15 protein-coding genes and 1 pseudogene are annotated in these 17,578 nt (G+C 74.1%); 11 read left to right on the top strand and 5 right to left on the bottom strand.

Annotated features, from left to right (window positions below):
- Window positions 1-94: 94 nt before the first annotated feature.
- The 8 genes from IE273_RS29605 (at window position 95) to IE273_RS29640 (ending at window position 8,349) form a co-directional block, all read left to right on the top strand.
- On the top strand, window positions 95-1,219 hold the full coding sequence (locus IE273_RS29605) for an inositol-3-phosphate synthase (RefSeq protein ID WP_189818240.1): 1,125 nt from the start codon (window positions 95-97) through the stop codon (window positions 1,217-1,219).
- Window positions 1,216-2,169, top strand: a complete 954-nt coding sequence (locus IE273_RS29610; protein ID WP_189818241.1) for an SCO3242 family prenyltransferase — start codon at window positions 1,216-1,218, stop codon at window positions 2,167-2,169. The genes IE273_RS29605 and IE273_RS29610 overlap by 4 nt, the downstream gene beginning before the upstream one ends.
- A gap of 88 nt (window positions 2,170-2,257) precedes the next feature.
- The gene (locus IE273_RS29615) at window positions 2,258-3,139 is read left to right on the top strand and encodes a sugar phosphate isomerase/epimerase family protein (protein WP_189818242.1); all 882 of its coding nucleotides are present in this window, start codon (window positions 2,258-2,260) and stop codon (window positions 3,137-3,139) included.
- Window positions 3,136-3,780 carry an EboA domain-containing protein gene (locus IE273_RS29620; protein WP_189818243.1) on the top strand — a complete coding sequence of 215 codons (645 nt, stop codon included), beginning with the start codon at window positions 3,136-3,138 and terminating at the stop codon, window positions 3,778-3,780. Before IE273_RS29615 ends, IE273_RS29620 begins: the two co-directional genes overlap by 4 nt.
- Window positions 3,780-4,628, top strand: a complete 849-nt coding sequence (locus IE273_RS29625) for a TatD family hydrolase (protein ID WP_189818244.1) — start codon at window positions 3,780-3,782, stop codon at window positions 4,626-4,628. The genes IE273_RS29620 and IE273_RS29625 overlap by 1 nt, the downstream gene beginning before the upstream one ends.
- Before the next feature lie 3 nt (window positions 4,629-4,631).
- A complete protein-coding gene (gene eboE, locus IE273_RS29630) occupies window positions 4,632-5,801 on the top strand; it encodes a metabolite traffic protein EboE (RefSeq protein ID WP_189818245.1) in 1,170 nt (389 codons plus the stop codon).
- Entirely contained in the window at window positions 5,798-7,213 is a 1,416-nt protein-coding gene (locus IE273_RS29635; RefSeq protein WP_189818246.1) for an alkaline phosphatase family protein, read from the top strand. The genes eboE and IE273_RS29635 overlap by 4 nt, the downstream gene beginning before the upstream one ends.
- Complete coding sequence (locus IE273_RS29640) at window positions 7,210-8,349, top strand: sugar phosphate isomerase/epimerase family protein (RefSeq protein ID WP_189818247.1); 1,140 nt, start codon at window positions 7,210-7,212, stop codon at window positions 8,347-8,349. Before IE273_RS29635 ends, IE273_RS29640 begins: the two co-directional genes overlap by 4 nt.
- A 65-nt stretch (window positions 8,350-8,414) precedes the next feature.
- Here the strand turns inward: IE273_RS29640 and IE273_RS29645 are convergent, their stop codons facing one another.
- Together IE273_RS29645 and IE273_RS29650 are read right to left on the bottom strand one after the other, a co-directional pair.
- Window positions 8,415-9,461: a beta-ketoacyl-[acyl-carrier-protein] synthase family protein gene (locus tag IE273_RS29645; RefSeq protein WP_189818248.1), complete on the bottom strand. Its 1,047-nt coding sequence runs from the start codon at window positions 9,459-9,461 to the stop codon at window positions 8,415-8,417.
- 117 nt (window positions 9,462-9,578) lie between these two features.
- Window positions 9,579-10,412: an MmyB family transcriptional regulator gene (locus IE273_RS29650; protein WP_189818249.1), complete on the bottom strand. Its 834-nt coding sequence runs from the start codon at window positions 10,410-10,412 to the stop codon at window positions 9,579-9,581.
- A 633-nt stretch (window positions 10,413-11,045) separates the two neighbouring features.
- Here IE273_RS29650 and IE273_RS43890 point away from each other — a divergent pair.
- Window positions 11,046-11,283, top strand: a pseudogene (locus IE273_RS43890) (hypothetical protein); the annotation flags it as partial.
- Window positions 11,284-11,328: 45 nt separating this feature from the next.
- Here IE273_RS43890 and IE273_RS29655 read toward each other — a convergent pair.
- Window positions 11,329-12,474 carry an RNA polymerase sigma factor gene (locus tag IE273_RS29655; protein WP_189818250.1) on the bottom strand — a complete coding sequence of 382 codons (1,146 nt, stop codon included), beginning with the start codon at window positions 12,472-12,474 and terminating at the stop codon, window positions 11,329-11,331.
- A complete protein-coding gene (locus tag IE273_RS29660) occupies window positions 12,474-12,887 on the bottom strand; it encodes a YciI family protein (RefSeq protein ID WP_189818251.1) in 414 nt (137 codons plus the stop codon). Before IE273_RS29660 ends, IE273_RS29655 begins: the two co-directional genes overlap by 1 nt.
- 266 nt (window positions 12,888-13,153) lie before the next feature.
- Between IE273_RS29660 and IE273_RS29665 the strand changes: the two genes are divergently transcribed.
- Window positions 13,154-14,851, top strand: a complete 1,698-nt coding sequence (locus IE273_RS29665) for a hypothetical protein (RefSeq protein ID WP_189818252.1) — start codon at window positions 13,154-13,156, stop codon at window positions 14,849-14,851.
- 324 nt (window positions 14,852-15,175) lie between these two features.
- Here the strand turns inward: IE273_RS29665 and IE273_RS29670 are convergent, their stop codons facing one another.
- Window positions 15,176-16,444: an MFS transporter gene (locus IE273_RS29670; RefSeq protein ID WP_189818253.1), complete on the bottom strand. Its 1,269-nt coding sequence runs from the start codon at window positions 16,442-16,444 to the stop codon at window positions 15,176-15,178.
- Window positions 16,445-16,578: 134 nt separating this feature from the next.
- Between IE273_RS29670 and IE273_RS29675 the strand changes: the two genes are divergently transcribed.
- A complete protein-coding gene (locus IE273_RS29675) occupies window positions 16,579-17,514 on the top strand; it encodes a LysR family transcriptional regulator (protein WP_189818254.1) in 936 nt (311 codons plus the stop codon).
- Window positions 17,515-17,578 lie beyond the last annotated feature (64 nt).

Here is a 17,578-nt window from a genome sequence, read left to right on the forward strand (position 1 = left end):
CGCCCGCCGTCACCACCTCCGCACGCCCGAACCCCCCACGTACGGCGTCATCCCCCACCGCTCCCGGTGCCCGCGCTCGTCAAGGAGGCTGCCCATGTCCGCGCCCCCCGCCCGTTCCCCGCGTGTCGGCGTCTGGCTGATCGGGGCCCGCGGCTCCGTCGCCACCACCGTGGTCGCGGGCTGCGCCGCGCTGACGGCGGGCCTGCACCGGCCGACGGGTCTGATCACCGAGGGCCCGGCGTTCGCCGGCAGCGGCCTGCCCGCGCTGTCGTCCCTGGTCTTCGGCGGCCACGACACCACGGACTGCCCGCTGCCCAAGCGCGCCGAGCAACTCGCCGCCGGCGGGGTCCTCCCGCCCGGCCTCCCCACGGCCGTCGCCGCCGAACTCGCCGCCGCCGACCGGGACATCAGGAGCGGCGGCCCCCTTCCCGGTGACACCCGCACCGCCGAGGAACTGATCACCGCCTTCACCGAGGACCTGCGCGACTTCGTACGACGCCACGGTCTGGCCCGCGCGGTGGTGGTGAACGTCGCCTCCACGGAGCCGGCCGCGACCGGTACGTCCCTCCCGCCCAGCTCCCTCTACGCGGCGGCAGCCCTGCGCGCCGGCTGCCCGTACGTCAACTTCACCCCGTCGACCGGGCTGCACCACCCCGCGCTCGCCGGCCTCGCGGCCTCCAGCGGGCTGCCGTACGCCGGCCGCGACGGCAAGACCGGGCAGACGCTGCTGCGTTCCGCCCTCGGCCCGATGTTCGCCCAGCGGGCACTGGACGTGCGGGCCTGGTCCGGCACCAACCTCCTCGGCGGCGGGGACGGCGCCGCCCTCGCCGACCCGGCCGCCGCGGCGGCGAAGAACGCCGGCAAGGAGCGCGTCCTCGCCGACACCCTCGGTACGGTCCCCGAGGGCGGGGTCCACATCGACGACGTACCGGCGCTCGGCGACTGGAAGACCGCGTGGGACCACATCGCCTTCGACGGCTTCCTCGGCACCCGCATGGTCCTCCAGACCATCTGGCAGGGCTGCGACTCGGCCCTGGCGGCGCCCCTGGTCCTGGACCTGGCCCGCCTGACGGCCCGCGCCCACGAGACCGGCCGCGCCGGCCCGCTCACCGCCCTGTCCTTCTACTTCAAGGACCCGACGGGCACCGCCCCGGCGGCCCTGGCCGACCAGTACACCGCGCTCCTGCGCTTCGCCCACGACCTGGGAGACCCCGAGTGAGCGCGGTACCGAGCCGCACGCACAACCACGTCCGGCACGAGCCCGGCGAACCGGCACCGGGCGCACCGGACAGCCGCGTGCCGTGCTCCCCCGGTCGCTCGCGGTCCGGCGGTCGGCTGCGGGCATGGGCCGAACTGCTGCGGTTGCCCGCCCTGTTCACCGTTCCCGGGGACGCGCTCGCCGGAGCGGCGGCCGTGGGCGGCCGGCCGGGGCGCCGGTGCCTGCTCGCCATCGGTTCGTCGCTGTGCCTGTACGAGGCCGGGATGGCGCTGAACGACTGGGCCGACCGAGCCGAGGACGCCGTGGAGCGCCCGCACCGGCCGCTGCCGTCCGGCAGGGTCCGGCCCGCCGCCGCCCTCACCGCGGCCTGTGCCCTCACAGCCGCCGGGCTCGCCCTGGCCGCCCGCGCGGGGCGCCCGGCGCTGGCGGTCGCCACCCCGCTCGCGGCCACCGTGTGGTCGTACGACCTCCTGCTCAAGCGGACCCCGGCGGGCCCGGCCGCGATGGCCGCCGCCCGCGCCCTGGACCTGCTGCTCGGCGCCGCCGCCGGTGCCGGACGCGTCCGGCCGGCCCTGTCGTCGGCGGCCCTGCTCGGCACCCACACGCTCGCGGTCACGGCCGTCTCGCGGCAGGAGACCCGCGGCGGCTCTCCGCTCGCCCCGCTCGCCGCGCTGGCCGCCACCGGTGCGGTGACCCGGCTGCTCCCCGACCGCCCGCTCACCACCGCGCTCGCCCTCGGCTACGCCACGACCACGGCCCGCCCCTACCTCCACGCCTCCCTCAACCCGTCACCCCCGCTCACCCAGCGCGCGGTCGGCGCCGGCATCCGCGCCACGATCCCGCTCCAGGCCGCCCTCGCCGCCCGCGCCGGAGCCGGTGCGACCGCCCTCATCACAGCGGCCCTCGGCCCACTGGCCGCCCGCGCGGCGAGAAGGGTGAGCGTCACATGAGCCTCGTCCCCGCCCGCCGGGGCGACAACGCCGTCACCGTCACCGTCACCGCAGCCCCCGGGCGGTCGGTCAGGGAAGGGAGCGCCGCGTGAACCCCCTGCGCTTCGGCTACGGCACCAACGGTCTCGCCGATCTCCGGCTGGACGACGCCCTCGTCCTGCTCGCCGACCTCGGGTACGACGGTGTCGGGCTGACCCTCGACCACATGCACCTCGACCCGCTCGCCCCCGGTCTCGCCGACCGTACCCGGCGGGTGGCCCGGCGCCTGGCCGGGCTGGGGCTCGACGTGGCCGTGGAGACCGGCGCCCGGTACGTCCTCGATCCGCGCCGCAAACACGGTCCCTCGCTGCTCGACCCCGACCCCGGGGCCCGCGCCCGGCGCGTGGACCTGCTGCTGCGGGCGGTGCGGGTGGCCGCCGACCTCGGTGCCACGGCCGTGCACTGCTTCAGCGGAATCGTTCCGCCGACCGATCCCGGCCCGGCGCCGGCGTGGGAGCGGCTCGCCGCCTCCCTCTCCCCCGTCCTCGACGCCGCCGAGTCCGCCGGTCTTCCCCTCGCCGTCGAACCGGAGCCGGGCCACCTCCTGGCGAGCCTCGCCGACTTCCACCACCTGCGCCGCCTCCTCGGCGACCCGCCCGCGCTCGGCCTCACCCTCGACATCGGCCACTGCCAGTGCCTGGAGCCGCTGCCGCCCGCCGACTGCGTACGCGCCGCCGCGCCGTGGCTGCGGCACGTGCAGATCGAGGACATGCGGCGGGGCGTGCACGACCACCTCCCGTTCGGCGAGGGCGAGATCGACTTCCCGCCCGTCCTCGCGGCACTCGCCGCCACCGGTTACCGGGGCCTGACGGTCGTGGAGCTGCCCCGCCACTCCCACGCCGGCCCCCACCACGCCGCCACCTCCCTGCCGTTCCTCCGCCGCGCGACTGCCCGTACCCCGGCCACCGTGCACGAAGGGAGCACCCCGTGACCCGTTCGACCGCCGCCGCGGCACCCTCGCCCGACGCGCTGCGCGACCACCTCGACGCCCACCTCGACCCGCCCGCGCGCGCCTGGCTGCGCGGAGCGCTGGCCGAGGCCGCCGACCACCCCGGTGGACACGGCCCGATCTCCGCGTGGGAGCTGCGGCTGGCCGAGGCCGGCCGCCGCTGCGGCAGCCGGCACGCCGACGCCGCCCGTGTCCTGATCCTGTACACGGCCCGCGCCGACCTCGCCGCCGTCACCCGTGTCTACCGGCAGGGCACCGCCGCCGAACGCCGTGCCGTGCTGCTCGCCCTGCCCCGCCTCGTCCCCGGCCCGGACGCCCTCCCCCTCGTCGAGGACGCCCTGCGCACGAACGACACCCGGCTGCTGGCCGCCGCCGTCGGCCCTTACGCGGCCCGCCACCTCGACGCCCACGGCTGGCGGCAGGCCGTACTGAAGTGCCTGTTCACCGGCGTCCCCGTCGAGGCGGTGGCCGGTCTCGCCGAGCGCGCCCGCGACGACGCCGAACTCGCCCGGATGCTCACCGACTTCGCGGCCGAGCGCACCGCCGCCGGCCGCCCCGTCCCCAGCGGCCTGGACCGCGTGCTCGCCCTCGCCACCGCGGAGTCCGGCAAGGAGGCCTCCTGATGCGCCTGTTCGACCCGCACATCCACATGACGTCCCGGACCACGGACGACTACGAGGCCATGCGCGACGCGGGCGTCCGCGCGGTGGTCGAGCCGTCGTTCTGGCTGGGCCAGCCCCGCACCTCCCCCGCCTCCTTCCTCGACTACTTCGACTCGCTGCTGGGCTGGGAGCCGTTCCGCGCCGCCCAGTACGGCATCGCCCACCACTGCGCGCTCGCCCTCAACCCGAAGGAGGCCAACGACCCCCGCTGCGCCTCCGTCCTGGACGAGCTGCCGCGCTACCTCGTCAAGGACCAGGTCGTGGCGGTGGGCGAGGTCGGGTACGACGCGATGACCCCGGCCGAGGACAAGGCCCTCGCCGCCCAGCTCCAGCTCGCGGCGGACCACGGTCTGCCCGCGCTCGTGCACACCCCGCACCGCGACAAGCTCGCCGGTCTGCGCCGCACGCTCGACGTCGTCCGCGAGTCCGCCCTGCCCGTCGACCGGGTCCTGGTCGACCACCTCAACGAGACGACCGTGCGGGACGCCAAGGACAGCGGCTGCTGGCTCGGCTTCTCCGTCTACCCCGACACCAAGATGGACGAGCGGCGGATGGTGGCGGTCCTGCGCGCCTACGGCCCCGAGAAGGTGCTGGTGAACTCGGCCGCCGACTGGGGCCGAAGCGACCCGTTGAAGACGCGCCGGGTGGCCGACCTGATGCTGGCCGAGGGCTTCACCGAGGACGACGTCGACCGGGTGCTGTGGCGCAACCCGGTCGCGTTCTACGGCATGAGCGGCCGGCTGGAGCTGGACGTCGTCCCGCCCGAGGCCACCCACGAGGGCAACTCCCTGCTGCGCGGCGGTGAGTGAGCGATGCGCTTCCGCCACCCGGACGGTACGACCGTCCACCTCGCCTACTGCACCAACGTCCACCCCGCCGAGACCCTCGACGGCGTCCTCGCCCAACTGCGCGACCACTGCGAGCCCGTCCGGCGCCGGCTCGGCCGCGACCGGCTCGGCATCGGCCTGTGGCTGGCCCATGACGCGGCCCGCGCGGTGGACACCGACCCGGCCGCGCTGCGCGCCCTGCGGCGGGAACTCGACCGGCGCGGTCTGGAGGTCGTCACCCTCAACGGGTTCCCCTACGAGGGCTTCGGCGCCGCCGAGGTCAAGTACCTTGTGTACAAGCCCGATTGGGCGGACCGCGAGCGTCTGGAGTACACCACCGCGCTCGCCCGTGTCCTCGCCGCGCTGCTGCCCGACGACGTCACCGAGGGCAGCGTCTCCACCCTGCCGCTCGGCTGGCGCACCACCTGGACCGCGGAGCGCGCCGCAGCGGGCCGGGCGGCGCTGCGCACCCTCGGGCAGCGCCTGGACTCGCTGGCGGAGCTGACCGGCCGCTCGGTCCGCGTCGGCCTGGAGCCGGAGCCGGGCTGCGTCGTGGAGACCACGGCGGACGCCCTGGCACCGCTCGGCTCGGTCGGCCATCCCCGCGTCGGCGTCTGCGTCGACACCTGTCATCTGGCGACCTCGTTCGAGGACCCGACCGCCGCGCTGGACGCCCTGGCCGCGTCCCCGGTGCCGGTGGTGAAGGCACAGCTGTCGGCCGCGCTGCACGCCGAACACCCCGGCCGGCCCGAGGTGCGTACCGCCCTCGCCGGCTTCGCGGAGCCGCGCTTCCTGCACCAGACCCGCGCCCTCACCGGCGCCGGGGTGCGCGGCACCGACGACCTGCCCGAGGCCCTGGCCGGCGGGCCGCTGCCGGCGGACGTGCCCTGGCGCGCCCACTTCCACGTCCCACTGCACGCGTCCCCCACCGCGCCGCTGACCAGCACGCTCCCCGTGCTCCGCGCGGCCCTCGCCCGGCTCGTCGGCGGGCCGCGCCCGCTCACCCGGCACCTGGAGGTCGAGACGTACACCTGGCAGGCGCTCCCGCCCGGCCTGCGTCCGCGCGGCCGGGACCGGCTCGCCGACGGCATCGCCGCCGAACTCGCGCTCGCCCGCGACCTGTTGACCGACCTGGGCCTGAAGGAGCTGCCATGACCGCGCGGACCCCCACCCCGCTCCTCGTCCTCGACGTGGTCGGCCTCACCCCCCGTCTCCTCGCCCACATGCCCCGGCTGAAGGCCCTCGCCGCCGCGGGTTCCCAGGCGCACCTCGGTACCGTGCTGCCGGCGGTCACCTGTGCCGCCCAGTCCACCTTCCTCACCGGCACGCTCCCCGCCGAGCACGGCATCGTCGGCAACGGCTGGTACTTCCGGGAGCTCGGCGAGGTCCTGCTGTGGCGCCAGCACAACGGCCTGGTCGCCGGGGACAAGCTGTGGGACGCCGCCCGCCGCGCCCACCCCGGCTACACGGTCGCCAACATCTGCTGGTGGTACGCGATGGGCGCCGACACCGACATCACCGTCACCCCGCGTCCCGTCTACTACGCCGACGGCCGCAAGGAACCCGACTGCTACACCCGGCCACCCGCCCTGCACGACGAACTCACCGACAGGTTCGGCACGTTCCCGCTGTTCCGCTTCTGGGGTCCGGGCGCGGACCTGGTCTCCAGCCAGTGGATCATCGACGCCACCCGGCACATCCTGCGCACCCGGCAGCCCGACCTGACCCTCTGCTACCTGCCGCACCTCGACTACGACTTGCAGCGCCACGGCCCGGACGACCCGCGCTCCCCGAAGGCCGCCGCCGACCTCGACGCGGCCCTGGCCCCGCTGCTGGACGACGCGCGCACGCAGGGCCGTACCGTCGTGGTGCTGTCCGAGTACGGCATCACCCCGGTGAGCCGGCCCGTCGACATCAACCGCGCCCTGCGCCGCGCCGGCCTGCTGGAGGTCCACACCCAGGACGGCATGGAGTACCTGGACCCGACGGCGTCCCGCGCCTTCGCGGTGGCCGACCACCAGATCGCCCATGTCTACGTCCGCCGCCCCGAGGACCTGGCGGCCACCCGCGCCGCCCTCGACGGCCTGCCCGGCATCGAGAAACTCCTGGACGACGAGGGCAAGAAGGCCCACCACCTGGACCATCCGCGCTCCGGCGAGCTCGTCGCCGTCGCGGAACCGGACGCCTGGTTCACGTACTACTACTGGCTGGACGACGCCCGCGCCCCCGACTTCGCGCCCCTCGTGGAGATCCACCGCAAGCCCGGCTACGACCCGGTCGAGCTGTTCATGGACCCCGAGGACCCCTATGTGAAGGTCAGGGCGGCGACGGCGCTGGCCCGCAAGAAGCTCGGCCTGCGCTACCGCATGGCGGTCGTCCCCCTCGACCCCTCACCGATCCGGGGCAGCCACGGCCGCCTCCCCGCGAGCGACGACGACGGTCCGCTCCTGTTGTGCTCCACCCCCCGCGCCGTCGGCGACCGCATCGCGGCCACCGACGTGAAACCGCTCCTGCTGCACCTCGCCGGTCTCAGCACCGACGACCCGTCCAGAGAGAGGCACCCGTGAACATCAGCCAGCACACCGACGAAGACCTGCGCCGCAGCCTCGGCATCGGCCGCCGCCGCTTCCTGAGCACCTGCACCGCCGTCGCGGCCGGCGCCGTCGCCGCCCCCGTCCTCGGCGCCGCCCCCGTCCAGGCCGCGCCCCGGGCCGCGGCCGGCGGCAACGGCAGGTCCCTGGTCCCCGCGGACAAGCGCGGCATCATCCTCTACACCGTGCGCGACGCCATCGGCCGGGACCCGCTGTCCACCTCGCTGCCGTCCGGCTTCCGCGGCGTCTTCGAGCAGCTGGCCCGCTTCGGCTACCGTCAGGTCGAGTTCGCCGGCTACGGCCAGCACCCGAACGCGCCCGGCGGGGCGAACCTGGAGTCCGTCCAGGGCGCGAAGCTGCTGCGCCGCTGGCTCGACGACACCGGTCTGCGCGCCCAGGGCAACCACGGCTTCATCCCTGGTTCCTGGCCCCTGACCAGCAGCGATCTGGACACTTTCAAGAAGCACCTGGAGATCGCGAACATCCTCGGCATGGCGCACATGGGCACCGGCGCCGACCCCACCAACAGCCGGTACAAGGCGGACTGGGACGTGGCCGCCGACAAGTGGAACGCCCTCGGGGAGATCGCCCGCCGGGCCGGCCTGAAGCTGTACACCCACAACCACGACGCGGCCTACGACTTCCTGCTGGACGGCGGCCCGCTGGACGCCGAGGGCAGGCCGACCCGCGGCTCCGGCATCCGCAAGCTGGAGTACTTCCTGTCCCGCACCGACCCGAAGCTGGTCTGGCTGGAGATGGACGTCTTCTGGGCGCACGTCGCCCAGTACAAGTTCCGCACCTACACCGCCCATGACGGCTCCACGCGCACGAACGTCTTCGACCCGGCGGGCCTGGTCACCCGCCACGACAAGCGGTACCCGCTCTTCCACGCCAAGGACGGCGTCGTGAACACCACGAACGGCATGGGGTACGACATGGTCCCGTTCGGCACCGGGGTCATCGACTACACGACGTTCTTCTCCCGCGTGGGCCACCGCAACTACCACAACCCGATGGTCGAGCAGGACAACGCCCCGAGCGCGGCCAACCCGGCCCAGTCCCTGGAGCACGCGGCCATCGGCTACCGCAACCTGGCGGCACTGCGCCGCTGACGCCCGTCGTCCCTCACCGGCCGGGGCCCGCTGAGCGGGCCCCGGCCGCTGCCGTCGGCATCCGGCTAGTCCTGCCAGGTGCCGCGGAGGGCGGAGACGGAGAATCCCGGGCCGTAGGCGACCAGCAGCGCGCTCTCGGCGTCGGCCGGGGGCTCGCCATGGGTGCGTTCGAGGACCCGGAGAACCGATACACCACCGAGGTTGCCTTCTTCGGAGAGGGTGTCGAGGGAGTGGCGGGCGTCGGTCGCGGTGAGGCCGAGGGCGTCGGCCGTGTCGAGGATGATGGGCTTCGACCCGGGGTGGATGACGGGCACGTCGACGGGGCGGCCGGCGAGCCAGTCGGTGACGGCGGGCATGACATGTCTCGCGCCGCCGGTCGCTTGTTTGGTGCTGTCGAAGTGCAGGCCCGTACTGTCGATTCTGCCCGCGTACATGGTGAGGCTGTCCGGGAGGACGTACTCGAACAGTCCGTCGGCGTCGACGGCGAGGCCGGGGCCGAGGGGGTCGCTGGAGACCACGGTGGCGGCTGAGCTGTCACCGAACAGCGCCTTGTAGATCATGTGCTCGATCTTGGTGTCGGCGTGGTTGTAGGCGGTGGAGAGCACTTCGGCGGCGACGACGAGGACGCGGGATCCGGGGTGCAGCAGGGCCTGTTCCACGGCCCGGACCAGGGCGTGGGCTCCGCCGGCGCAGGCGGTGGTCGTCAGGGCGGTACGGCGGATGGTGGGCCGTAGCCCGAGCCGTTCGACCAGGTGGATGTCGAGGTTGGGGACGGCCCAGCCGGTGGCGTGGGTGGTGATGAGGCCGGTGATGTCGCCGGGCTGGAGCCGGTACCGGTCGAGGGTGGTGCGGGCGGCTTGTTCGGCCATGGTGAGGCCGTCCGCGAAGGCACGGGCGGCGCGGTCGCCCACCTCCGCCGTGCCGTTGACGGTGGGCGAGTCCAGGGGCTGGGTGAAATAGCGCGTCTCCACGCCGCAGTTGCCGAGGACACGGAGGATCGCACCGAGGCGCGGGTGGTGGGGGTGGTGGGCGCGAATGTCGTCGGCTATCTCCGCTGTGGTGACTTTGTGAGGGGCGAGGACGGTGGTGGGGCGGGCGATATGAGCGGGCATGGGTTCCCCCCTGAAGGCGCTGCGACCTGATTAAGTCAAGGTACGGCAAAATTGGCTGGTTTGTTTCCTTCGCCGTCCTTGAAATACTGCCTGGCCGCGCACCAAAGACGGGCAAATTCAGGCGTTCATGCCGTTCTCCTGGGCTTTCAACATACGCGGCCTGCTCCCGGTCCGTCGCGGACCCGGCCGGAAAACGAGGATCATGCACCGGGACCCGGGCGCCGCGAGCGGCTGCGCCACACACATCGTCACCCAGCCCTGCCCCTCGACCGCGTGACGGATCGGACGCTCGTCGCCGTCGGGGTGGATGGAGGCCCCGCCCTTCTCGTACAGGGGCTGGGCGAGGGGGTCGGCGAGGATGTCCGCCTCGATCTGCCGCAGGACCTTGTCGTCGGGGCGCTGGGCGAGCGCCGCCTGCAACTGGGGCATCACCAGCGGGGCCCAGGCCGTGGCCCAGTCGATGAGTTGGTCACGCCCGTCCAGGAGCATCCACCGCATGGTGTTCACCGGGGCCCGGCCGCTGTCGAAGAGGGCGTGGAAACGGTCGTTGCAGGTGACGAGGTTCCAGGAGGCGTCGGTGACGTACGCGGGGTACGTGATGCCGGCGACGGCGTCGGCCCAGGCGGCGGGCAGGGCGTGGCCGGAGGTGTCGTACAGCGGGCCGGGCGGGTCCTCGCCGCGGGCGTACCGGCACAGGCTGATCCACTCCTGCTCGTTCATGCCGTACAGGCGCGCGACGTCACGGAGGAGGTCTACCGGGGGGTGGTGGTAGTTGCCGGATTCCAGGCGCTGGTAGGTGCGCTCGGAGTATCCGAGCAGTTCGTCGACCTGCCCCTGTGACAGGCCGGGGGCGCGGCGCCCCCGGCCGGTGGGGCGGGTCAGTCCGTGCGTTTCGGGGGATATGAGCGCGCGGCGGTCTTTGAGGAGCTTTTTCAATGCTTGGCGGTTCACTGGTGGCTTGTCCCCCGGGGCTGGCGTTGACTACGGCTCAGTTTAATTAGTGTCAGGCGGTATTGATGTAAAAGATTCGCCGTAGATATCGACTGGTTGCGTGCTGCATGCTCAGTGACGCGGGGTCGCTGGCCTGCGGATGCAGTGGTCAGTGACCGCGTGGTGACACCCTCGCGGGTGCTGATCGGCATCGCACGCATCGCCGGCCGGTATCCGTGAGCGGGGGACCGGGACGGACCGGGAGGGCGACCGGTTTTCGGGTGCCGTTTCCCATCGACGGGAACACGTGCGGCGCCTGAGACGCGGCACTCCACGGTACGGCGCCCGGCTGCCAGGCCACGGCCGGTGCCCCCTCGCCCCACCCCAGGGGCCTCGGCACCGGCCGTCAGGCCGGCGGCCACGGAAGCCGCCGACCGACCCTCGGTCTCCTGTCGGTTCACCCGTTCGGCTCCGCATACGCTCGTCGGCGCGGGGCATTCGTGCCGTGCGCGGGAGTGCCCTGGATGGCTGGTGCCGCGGCCGATCCCCGAGTACGGCCGCGGCACCAGTCGAAAGGGCGGCGGTTTCCGCTCGGTGCCGCCGCCTGCCGGGGTGCCCGGCGGCCGGGGCCGTCCCGCCTCCAAGGTCGCGTCCATGCAGAGGACCACGCCGCCGCGCCCGCTCGATGTCGAGGCGCTCTTCCCGGAACTGGCCGCCTACCGGGGAACGACGACACGGCTGCACCCCCCGGCCGGGCAGGCCGGGTGCCACGGCCGGTTCCGTGGGCGGCCCCCTGCTGTGGCCGGCGGACGAGCCCTGGCCGGTGTGCGGCGAGGCCCATGACCGCGGGCGGGGCCGGCGGCCGGCGGACATCCACCGGCGGCGGCAGGTCCGCTGGAGCATCCAGTAGCGACCCGGCCTTCAGGACCCGGGCGCCTCAGTGGCGCCGGCGGGCGTTGAGGCGGGCGGCCTGGCGTGTGAGGTGGTCGCGTTCGGCGAGGTGGGGGGCGCGGTGGGCCGCTTCGGCGTACAGCCGCGCCGCCGTCTCCAGGTCGCCGTCGCGTTCGTGCAGGTAGGCCGCTACGGCGGTGTGGCGGGGCAGTGAGCCGTCCAGCTCGGCGAGTGCCGCGAGGCCGGCGCGCGGACCGTCGGCCTCGCCGACGGCCACGGCGCGGTTGAGCCGGACGACCGGGTTGTCGGCCAGGCGCAGGAGTTCGTCGTACCACTCCACGATCTGCACCCAGTCGGTCTCCTCGGCGGTGGGCGCGTCGGCGTGCAGGGCGGCGATGGCGGCCTGGGCCTGGAACTCGCCCGGCCGGTCCCGGGCGAGGGCCGCCTGGAGCATCGCGACGCCCTCGGCGATCAGGCGCGTGTCCCACCGGCCGCGGTCCTGCTCGGCGAGCGGGACCAGGCTGCCGTCGGGCGCGGTCCGGCCGGCGCGCCGGGCGTGGTGGAGCAGCATCAGGGCGAGCAGCCCCGCCACTTCGGGGTGGTCGGTCCCGGCCGCGAGCTGCCGGGTGAGCCGGATGGCCTCGGCGGCCAGGTCGACGTCGCCGGAGTAGCCCTCGTTGAAGACCAGGTAGAGGACGCGCAGCACGGTGGCGACGTCGCCGGGCCGGTCGAACCGCACGCCGGAGACGGTGCGCTTGGCGCGGCTGATCCTCTGTGCCATCGTCGCCTCGGGCACCAGGTAGGCCCGGGCGATCTGCCGGGTGGTGAGCCCGCCGACGGCGCGCAGCGTGAGCGCGACCGCGGACGACGGCGTCAGCGACGGGTGGGCGCACAGGAAGTAGAGCCGGAGGGTGTCGTCCACCGTGGGCCCCGGCCCGGGCGCGGGCTCCTCGCCGGCACGGTCCTCGCGCCGGCGGCGCGCGGTGTCCGCCCGGCTCTGGTCGAGGAACTTGCGCCAGGCCACGGTGACCAGCCAGCCCTTCGGGTCCCGCGGCGGGTCGGCCGGCCAGCCGCGGACCGCCTCGACCAGCGCGTCCTGGACGGCGTCCTCGGCCGCCGCGAAGTCCGCTCCGCGGCGCACGAGGAGCGCGAGCACGCCCGGCGTGAGGCTCCTCAGCAGGGCCTCGTCCATCAATGGCACTCGGTGCCGGTGGGCGTCGCGCTCAGGAACGGGCGCAGCTCCAGCCACTCGTGGATCGGCTTGCCGCCCGCTCCGGGGGCGGCCGACAGCTCCCCGGCCAGCTCGACGGCGCGTTCCTGGCTGTCGACGTCGATCACCATCCAGCCGGCGATGAGGTCCTTGGTCTCGGCGAAGGGGCCGTCGGTGACCGGCGGGCGCCCTTCACCGTCGTACCGGACCCACGTGCCCTCGGGGGCGAGGGCCTGGCCGTCGACGAACTCGCCGGACTCCTCCAGCCGGGCCGCGAAGTCCCGCATGTACTGGACGTGTGCCGAGATCTCCTCCGGCGTCCACTGGTCCATGGGCACGTCGTTGACCGCCGCCGGAGCGCCGCGGTAGTGCTTGAGCAGCAGGTACTTGGCCATGGTGCTTCTCCTCGGTGCTGGTGCGACCCATTGTGGCCGCGCTCACCCCTGGGACGGAGCCGGTCACGGGTTCTCGACATCACCGCCCGGATATTTTTCCGCCGGGGCCTGCGGGCCGGTGTCCGTTCCGGCTCCGGAACCGGGTGAAGCGGATCGGCCGAACGTCCGAACACCCGGGCCGCCGGTGTGTGACGCCATGCGGTTCGCTGGAAGGTACCGTTCGCTGCGTGACCCGTTGACAACCCGTACGAGGGAGGCGCGGGGGCATGGACTACTACGACCTCGGCAGCCACAGCCGGCGCGTGACCACCTCGTCCGACGAGGCGCAGACCTGGTTCGACCGCGGGTTGAACTGGACGTACGCCTTCAACCACGAGGAGGCCGTCCGCTGTTTCGAGGCCGCCGCCGCGGCGGACCCGGACTGTGCCATGGCCGACTGGGGCCTGGCCTACGCGCTCGGCCCCAACTACAACAAGCCGTGGGAGTTCTTCGACGGTCAGGACCTGGAGCGGACGGTGGAGCGGGCGCACGCCGCCGTGCGGCGCGCACACGCGAAGGCGGCCGGCGCCACCCCGGTCGAGCGGGCCCTCGTCGGCGCGCTGGGTGCCCGCTACCCACGGTCCCGGGCCCCGGACGCCGAGGACTGTTCCGTGTGGAACGCCGCCTACGCCGACAGCATGCGGGCCGCCCACCGACTGGCCGACGGCGACCTCGACGTGGCCACCCTGTACGCCGACGCCCTGATGAGCCTCACGCCCTGGCGGCTCTGGGACATCCGTTCGGGCCGTCCGGCCCCCGGCGCGCGCACCACCGAGGCGAAGGCGGTCCTTGAGCAGGCCCTCGCCACCCGGGCGGGAGCCCGGCACCCGGGGCTGCTCCACCTGTACGTCCACCTGATGGAGATGTCCCCGACGCCCGAGGCCGCCCTGCCGGCGGGTGACCGGCTGCGCGGTCTGGTGCCGGACGCGGGCCATCTCCAGCACATGCCGTCCCACCTGGAAGTGCTCTGCGGCGACTACCGCCGGGTGATCTCCGACAACACCGAGGCGATCACGGCCGACGAGAGGTTCCGTGCCCGTGCGGGCGCGATGAACTTCTACACCCTGTACCGGTGTCACAACCTCCACTTCAAGATCTACGGCGCGATGTTCCTCGGCCGCTTCCAGGACGCCGTCGAAACGGCGGACCGGCTGGAGGCCGCCGTACCCGAGGAGCTGCTGCGTGTGGAGAGCCCGCCCATGGCGGACTGGCTGGAGGGTTTCCTCGCGATGCGGGTGCACGTGCTCGTCCGCTTCGGCCGCTGGGACGACATCCTGCGCCTGCCGCTGCCCGCCGACGCCCGGCTCCACTGCGTCACGACGGCGATGCTGCGGTACGCGCGCGGGGTCGCCCTCTCGGCCACGGGCCGGACCGACGAGGCCGACACGGAACGCGCGCTGTTCCACGAGGCGGTCGCCCGGGTGCCGGAGACCCGGATGCTGTTCAACAACACCTGTACGGACATCCTCGCCATCGCGGCACAGATGCTGGACGGCGAGCTGGACTACCGCAAGGGGAGGTACGAGGCGGCGTTCGCGGCGCTGCGCCGGTCGATCGAGCTGGACGACGGTCTGCCGTACGACGAGCCGTGGGGCTGGATGCAGCCCACCCGGCACGCCTACGGCGCCCTGCTCCTCGAACAGGGCCTGGTCGCGGAGGCCGAGGCCGTCTACCGTGCCGACCTCGGACTCGACGACACGCTCCCCCGCCCGCTGCAACACCCCGGCAACGTCTGGGCGTTGCACGGACTCCACGAGTGCCTGGTGCGGCTCGGCAAGGAGGGGGAGGCGCGGATCGTGGCCCAGCAGCTGAAGATCGCCGCGGCGCTGGCGGACGTACCGGTCGAGGCGTCCTGCTTCTGCCGCCTCCAGACCGTCGCCGCGGGCTCCGCGCCCCGGCACGGCTGCTGCGCCGAGGAGGACTGACCGTCGAGTACGGCTCCGGCGGGGACGGGAGCAGGTCCGTGCGCGGCTGGTCCGGGCGGCGGGCGGGCCCTGTGCGGGTGCGGGGGGCCTGCTCGGGGCGCCGGGACCGGCTCGTTCACCGACGCGCCGCCGGTCGTCCTGCCCGCGGCGTCGGTCGTCGGGCAGGCACCCGGCTCGACCGTCCTCGCCCGCACGCCGAACGGCGCGAGGGCGAGGGGGAGGGCGAGGGCGGCGGTGAACCCCTCGACGGCCATCCTGCTCGCCTCGCGGACGGCCGAGAGCGGCATGCGGTCCAGCGCGCAGCGACCGCGAGGTCCTCAGGCGTCAGGTGCGGACCGGTGCCGGTTCCCGCTCGGGGAGGGACGTTGCCGCGCGGCGCGGGAGCAGCAGCGGGGTCGCCAGCAGGAACACGCCGGCCAGGCCGATGGCCGTACGCGGGCCGAGCAGGCTGCCCACGATTCCCCAGACGGCCGTCAGGAGCGCGGTCGACCCCTTGGTCGTCACCGTCCAGGCGGTCAGCGTGCGGGCGACCCGGTCGGTCGCGGTGCGCTCCAGACGGTAGGTGGCGGACACGGGGTTGAACACCGCGCAGCAGAAGATGAGGCCGAGTTCGACGCCCATCACCAGCAGCAGTCCTCCGGTGCCCGGCCCGGTGAAGGCCAGGCCGACGGACCACACGGCGCGCAGCGTCCCGGACACGACCAGGACGCGGTGCTGCCCGAACCGGGCGGCGAGCGGGCGGGCCAGCCGTGAGCCGAGCAGCCCGCCGATCGAGGGCGCGGCGAAGGCGAGGCCGTACTGCCACGGCGTGAACCCGAGCCGGCCGAGCATCAGGACGGCCAGCAGCGGATCGGCGGCCATCACCAGGCCGTTGAACACGGCGGTGTTGAAGAACAGCGGACGCAGCGTCGCGTCGGCGAGGATGTACCGCCAGCCGTCGAGCAGGTCCCCGGCCCGCATGCGCGCGGCCCGTCGGCGCTCGGGCGGCGGCTCCTGCCCGCCCATCGCGCACAGGCCCAGGGCCGAGAGCAGGTAGCTCACCGCGTCGGCCACCACCGTCGCCACCGGACCGAGCAGCCCGGTCGCCGCGCCGCCCAGCGGCGGTCCGATGATCGTGGTGGTCCAGGACGTGGACTCGAACCGCGCGTTGGCGACGAACAGGTCCCCGGCCGGCAGCAGCGTCTTCAGGTACGCGCCGGAGGCGGCGCGGAAGGTGATGTCGGCCGCCGCGACGACGACCGAGACCAGCAGGAGCTGGAGGAAGGTGAGCGCGCCGAGCGCGAACGCGGTGGGGATCGTCAGCAGTGCCGCACACCGCACCAGGTCCATCGCGATCAGCACGGGCCGCTTGCGGCGGAACTCCACCCACGGGCCGAGCGGCACCGCCACGGCCGCGCCCACCGCGGCGCCCACGGAGGAGAGCGCGGCGACCTCGGCCGGTCCGGCGTGCAGCACGCGGACGGCGATCAGCGGGAAGGCGCCGAAGGCGAGCCAGGTGCCGAGCGCGCTGGTCCCGTACGCTCCCCAGAGCCATCCGAACCGCCGCCCCAGCCGGCGTCCGGGCAACTGGTCCAGCCGGTGTCCGCTCCTCATGCCCGACGTCCCCTCGCCTTCCTCCGCACAACCGGTCCGCGACCGGAAGCATCAAAGCGGGCTCTCCGAGCAGGGATCAAACAACCACAGCGCCGTCAGCCACAACCGCCGGTTGTGGCCCTAGGGTGGTCGGCATGGACCTCGACACCGTCCGGACCTTCGTCGCCGCCGCCGACGCGGGGCAGTTCCAGGAGGCCGCCGCCGAACTGGCGGTCACCCAGCAGGCCGTCTCCAAGCGCATCGCCGCGCTGGAGCGCACCCTCGGGGTACGGCTGTTCACCCGCACTCCGCGCGGCGCCGAGCTCACCATCGACGGGCAGGCGTTCCTGCCCCACGCGCGCGAACTGCTCCGCGTCGCCGAGCGCGCGGTCGCCTCCGTACGCACCGGCCGCCGCCCGCTGCGCGTCGACGTGATCGCCTCGCGCGGCGCGGCGACCGGCCTGATGCGCGGGTTCCACCGGGCGCACCCGGAGATCGACCTCGACGTGGTGATGCTCTTCGACATCGAGACGGCCGTCGCCGCCCTCCGCTCGGGCACGATCGACGCGTCCTTCCGCGCCGTCGCCGCGCCCGGCCGGCCCCTCCCCGAGGACATCGAGTCCGTCCGGGTGCTCGACGAACCGCTCCAGCTCCTCACCGGCCCCGGCCACGCGCTGGCGGGTGCCCGGTCGGTGCCTCTCGCCCGGCTCGCCGGGCACCGGATCTGGATGCCCGGCATCGTCCCCGGTACCGAGTGGGCCGCCTACTACGACGACCTCATCGCCGAGTTCGGTCTCACCATCGAGGCGACCGGCCCCAACTTCGGCTCCGACGCGCTCCTCGACACCGTCGCGGACACCCCGGCGCTGGCCACCTTCATGGGCGAGCACACCAGCCTCGTCTGGCCCGCCGGCCTCGGCCTGCGCCGCATCCCGGTGACCGACCCGACGCCCGTCTACCCGCACTCGCTGCTCTGGCACCGCGACAACCCCCACCCGGCACTGGCCCTCCTCCGCGACCACCTCGCCACGACGACGGCCGGCCACGCCGCCGCCGGAACCTGGACGCCGGGCTGGGTGCTTCCACGCTGAAACGCGCAGGGCGACGATCACCGGGAACAGGGCGCGGTGCGGCTCGGTGGCTGACCAGGGATAA

Source organism: Streptomyces olivaceoviridis, assembly GCF_014650115.1.
GTDB lineage: Bacteria > Actinomycetota > Actinomycetes > Streptomycetales > Streptomycetaceae > Streptomyces > Streptomyces olivaceoviridis.

Excerpts from the sequence above, each read along its gene's own strand:
- IE273_RS29675 (WP_189818254.1), top strand. The coding sequence starts at position 16,579 with ATGGACCTCGACACCGTCCGGACCTTCGTCGCCGCCGCCGACGCGGGG.
- IE273_RS29660 (WP_189818251.1), bottom strand. The coding sequence starts at position 12,887 with ATGGCCAAGTACCTGCTGCTCAAGCACTACCGCGGCGCTCCGGCGGCG.
- IE273_RS29665 (WP_189818252.1), top strand. The coding sequence starts at position 13,154 with ATGGACTACTACGACCTCGGCAGCCACAGCCGGCGCGTGACCACCTCG.
- IE273_RS29625 (WP_189818244.1), top strand. The coding sequence starts at position 3,780 with ATGCGCCTGTTCGACCCGCACATCCACATGACGTCCCGGACCACGGAC.
- IE273_RS29635 (WP_189818246.1), top strand. The coding sequence starts at position 5,798 with ATGACCGCGCGGACCCCCACCCCGCTCCTCGTCCTCGACGTGGTCGGC.
- IE273_RS29670 (WP_189818253.1), bottom strand. The coding sequence starts at position 16,444 with ATGAGGAGCGGACACCGGCTGGACCAGTTGCCCGGACGCCGGCTGGGG.
- IE273_RS29655 (WP_189818250.1), bottom strand. The coding sequence starts at position 12,474 with ATGGACGAGGCCCTGCTGAGGAGCCTCACGCCGGGCGTGCTCGCGCTC.
- eboE (WP_189818245.1), top strand. The coding sequence starts at position 4,632 with ATGCGCTTCCGCCACCCGGACGGTACGACCGTCCACCTCGCCTACTGC.
- IE273_RS29645 (WP_189818248.1), bottom strand. The coding sequence starts at position 9,461 with ATGCCCGCTCATATCGCCCGCCCCACCACCGTCCTCGCCCCTCACAAA.
- IE273_RS29605 (WP_189818240.1), top strand. The coding sequence starts at position 95 with ATGTCCGCGCCCCCCGCCCGTTCCCCGCGTGTCGGCGTCTGGCTGATC.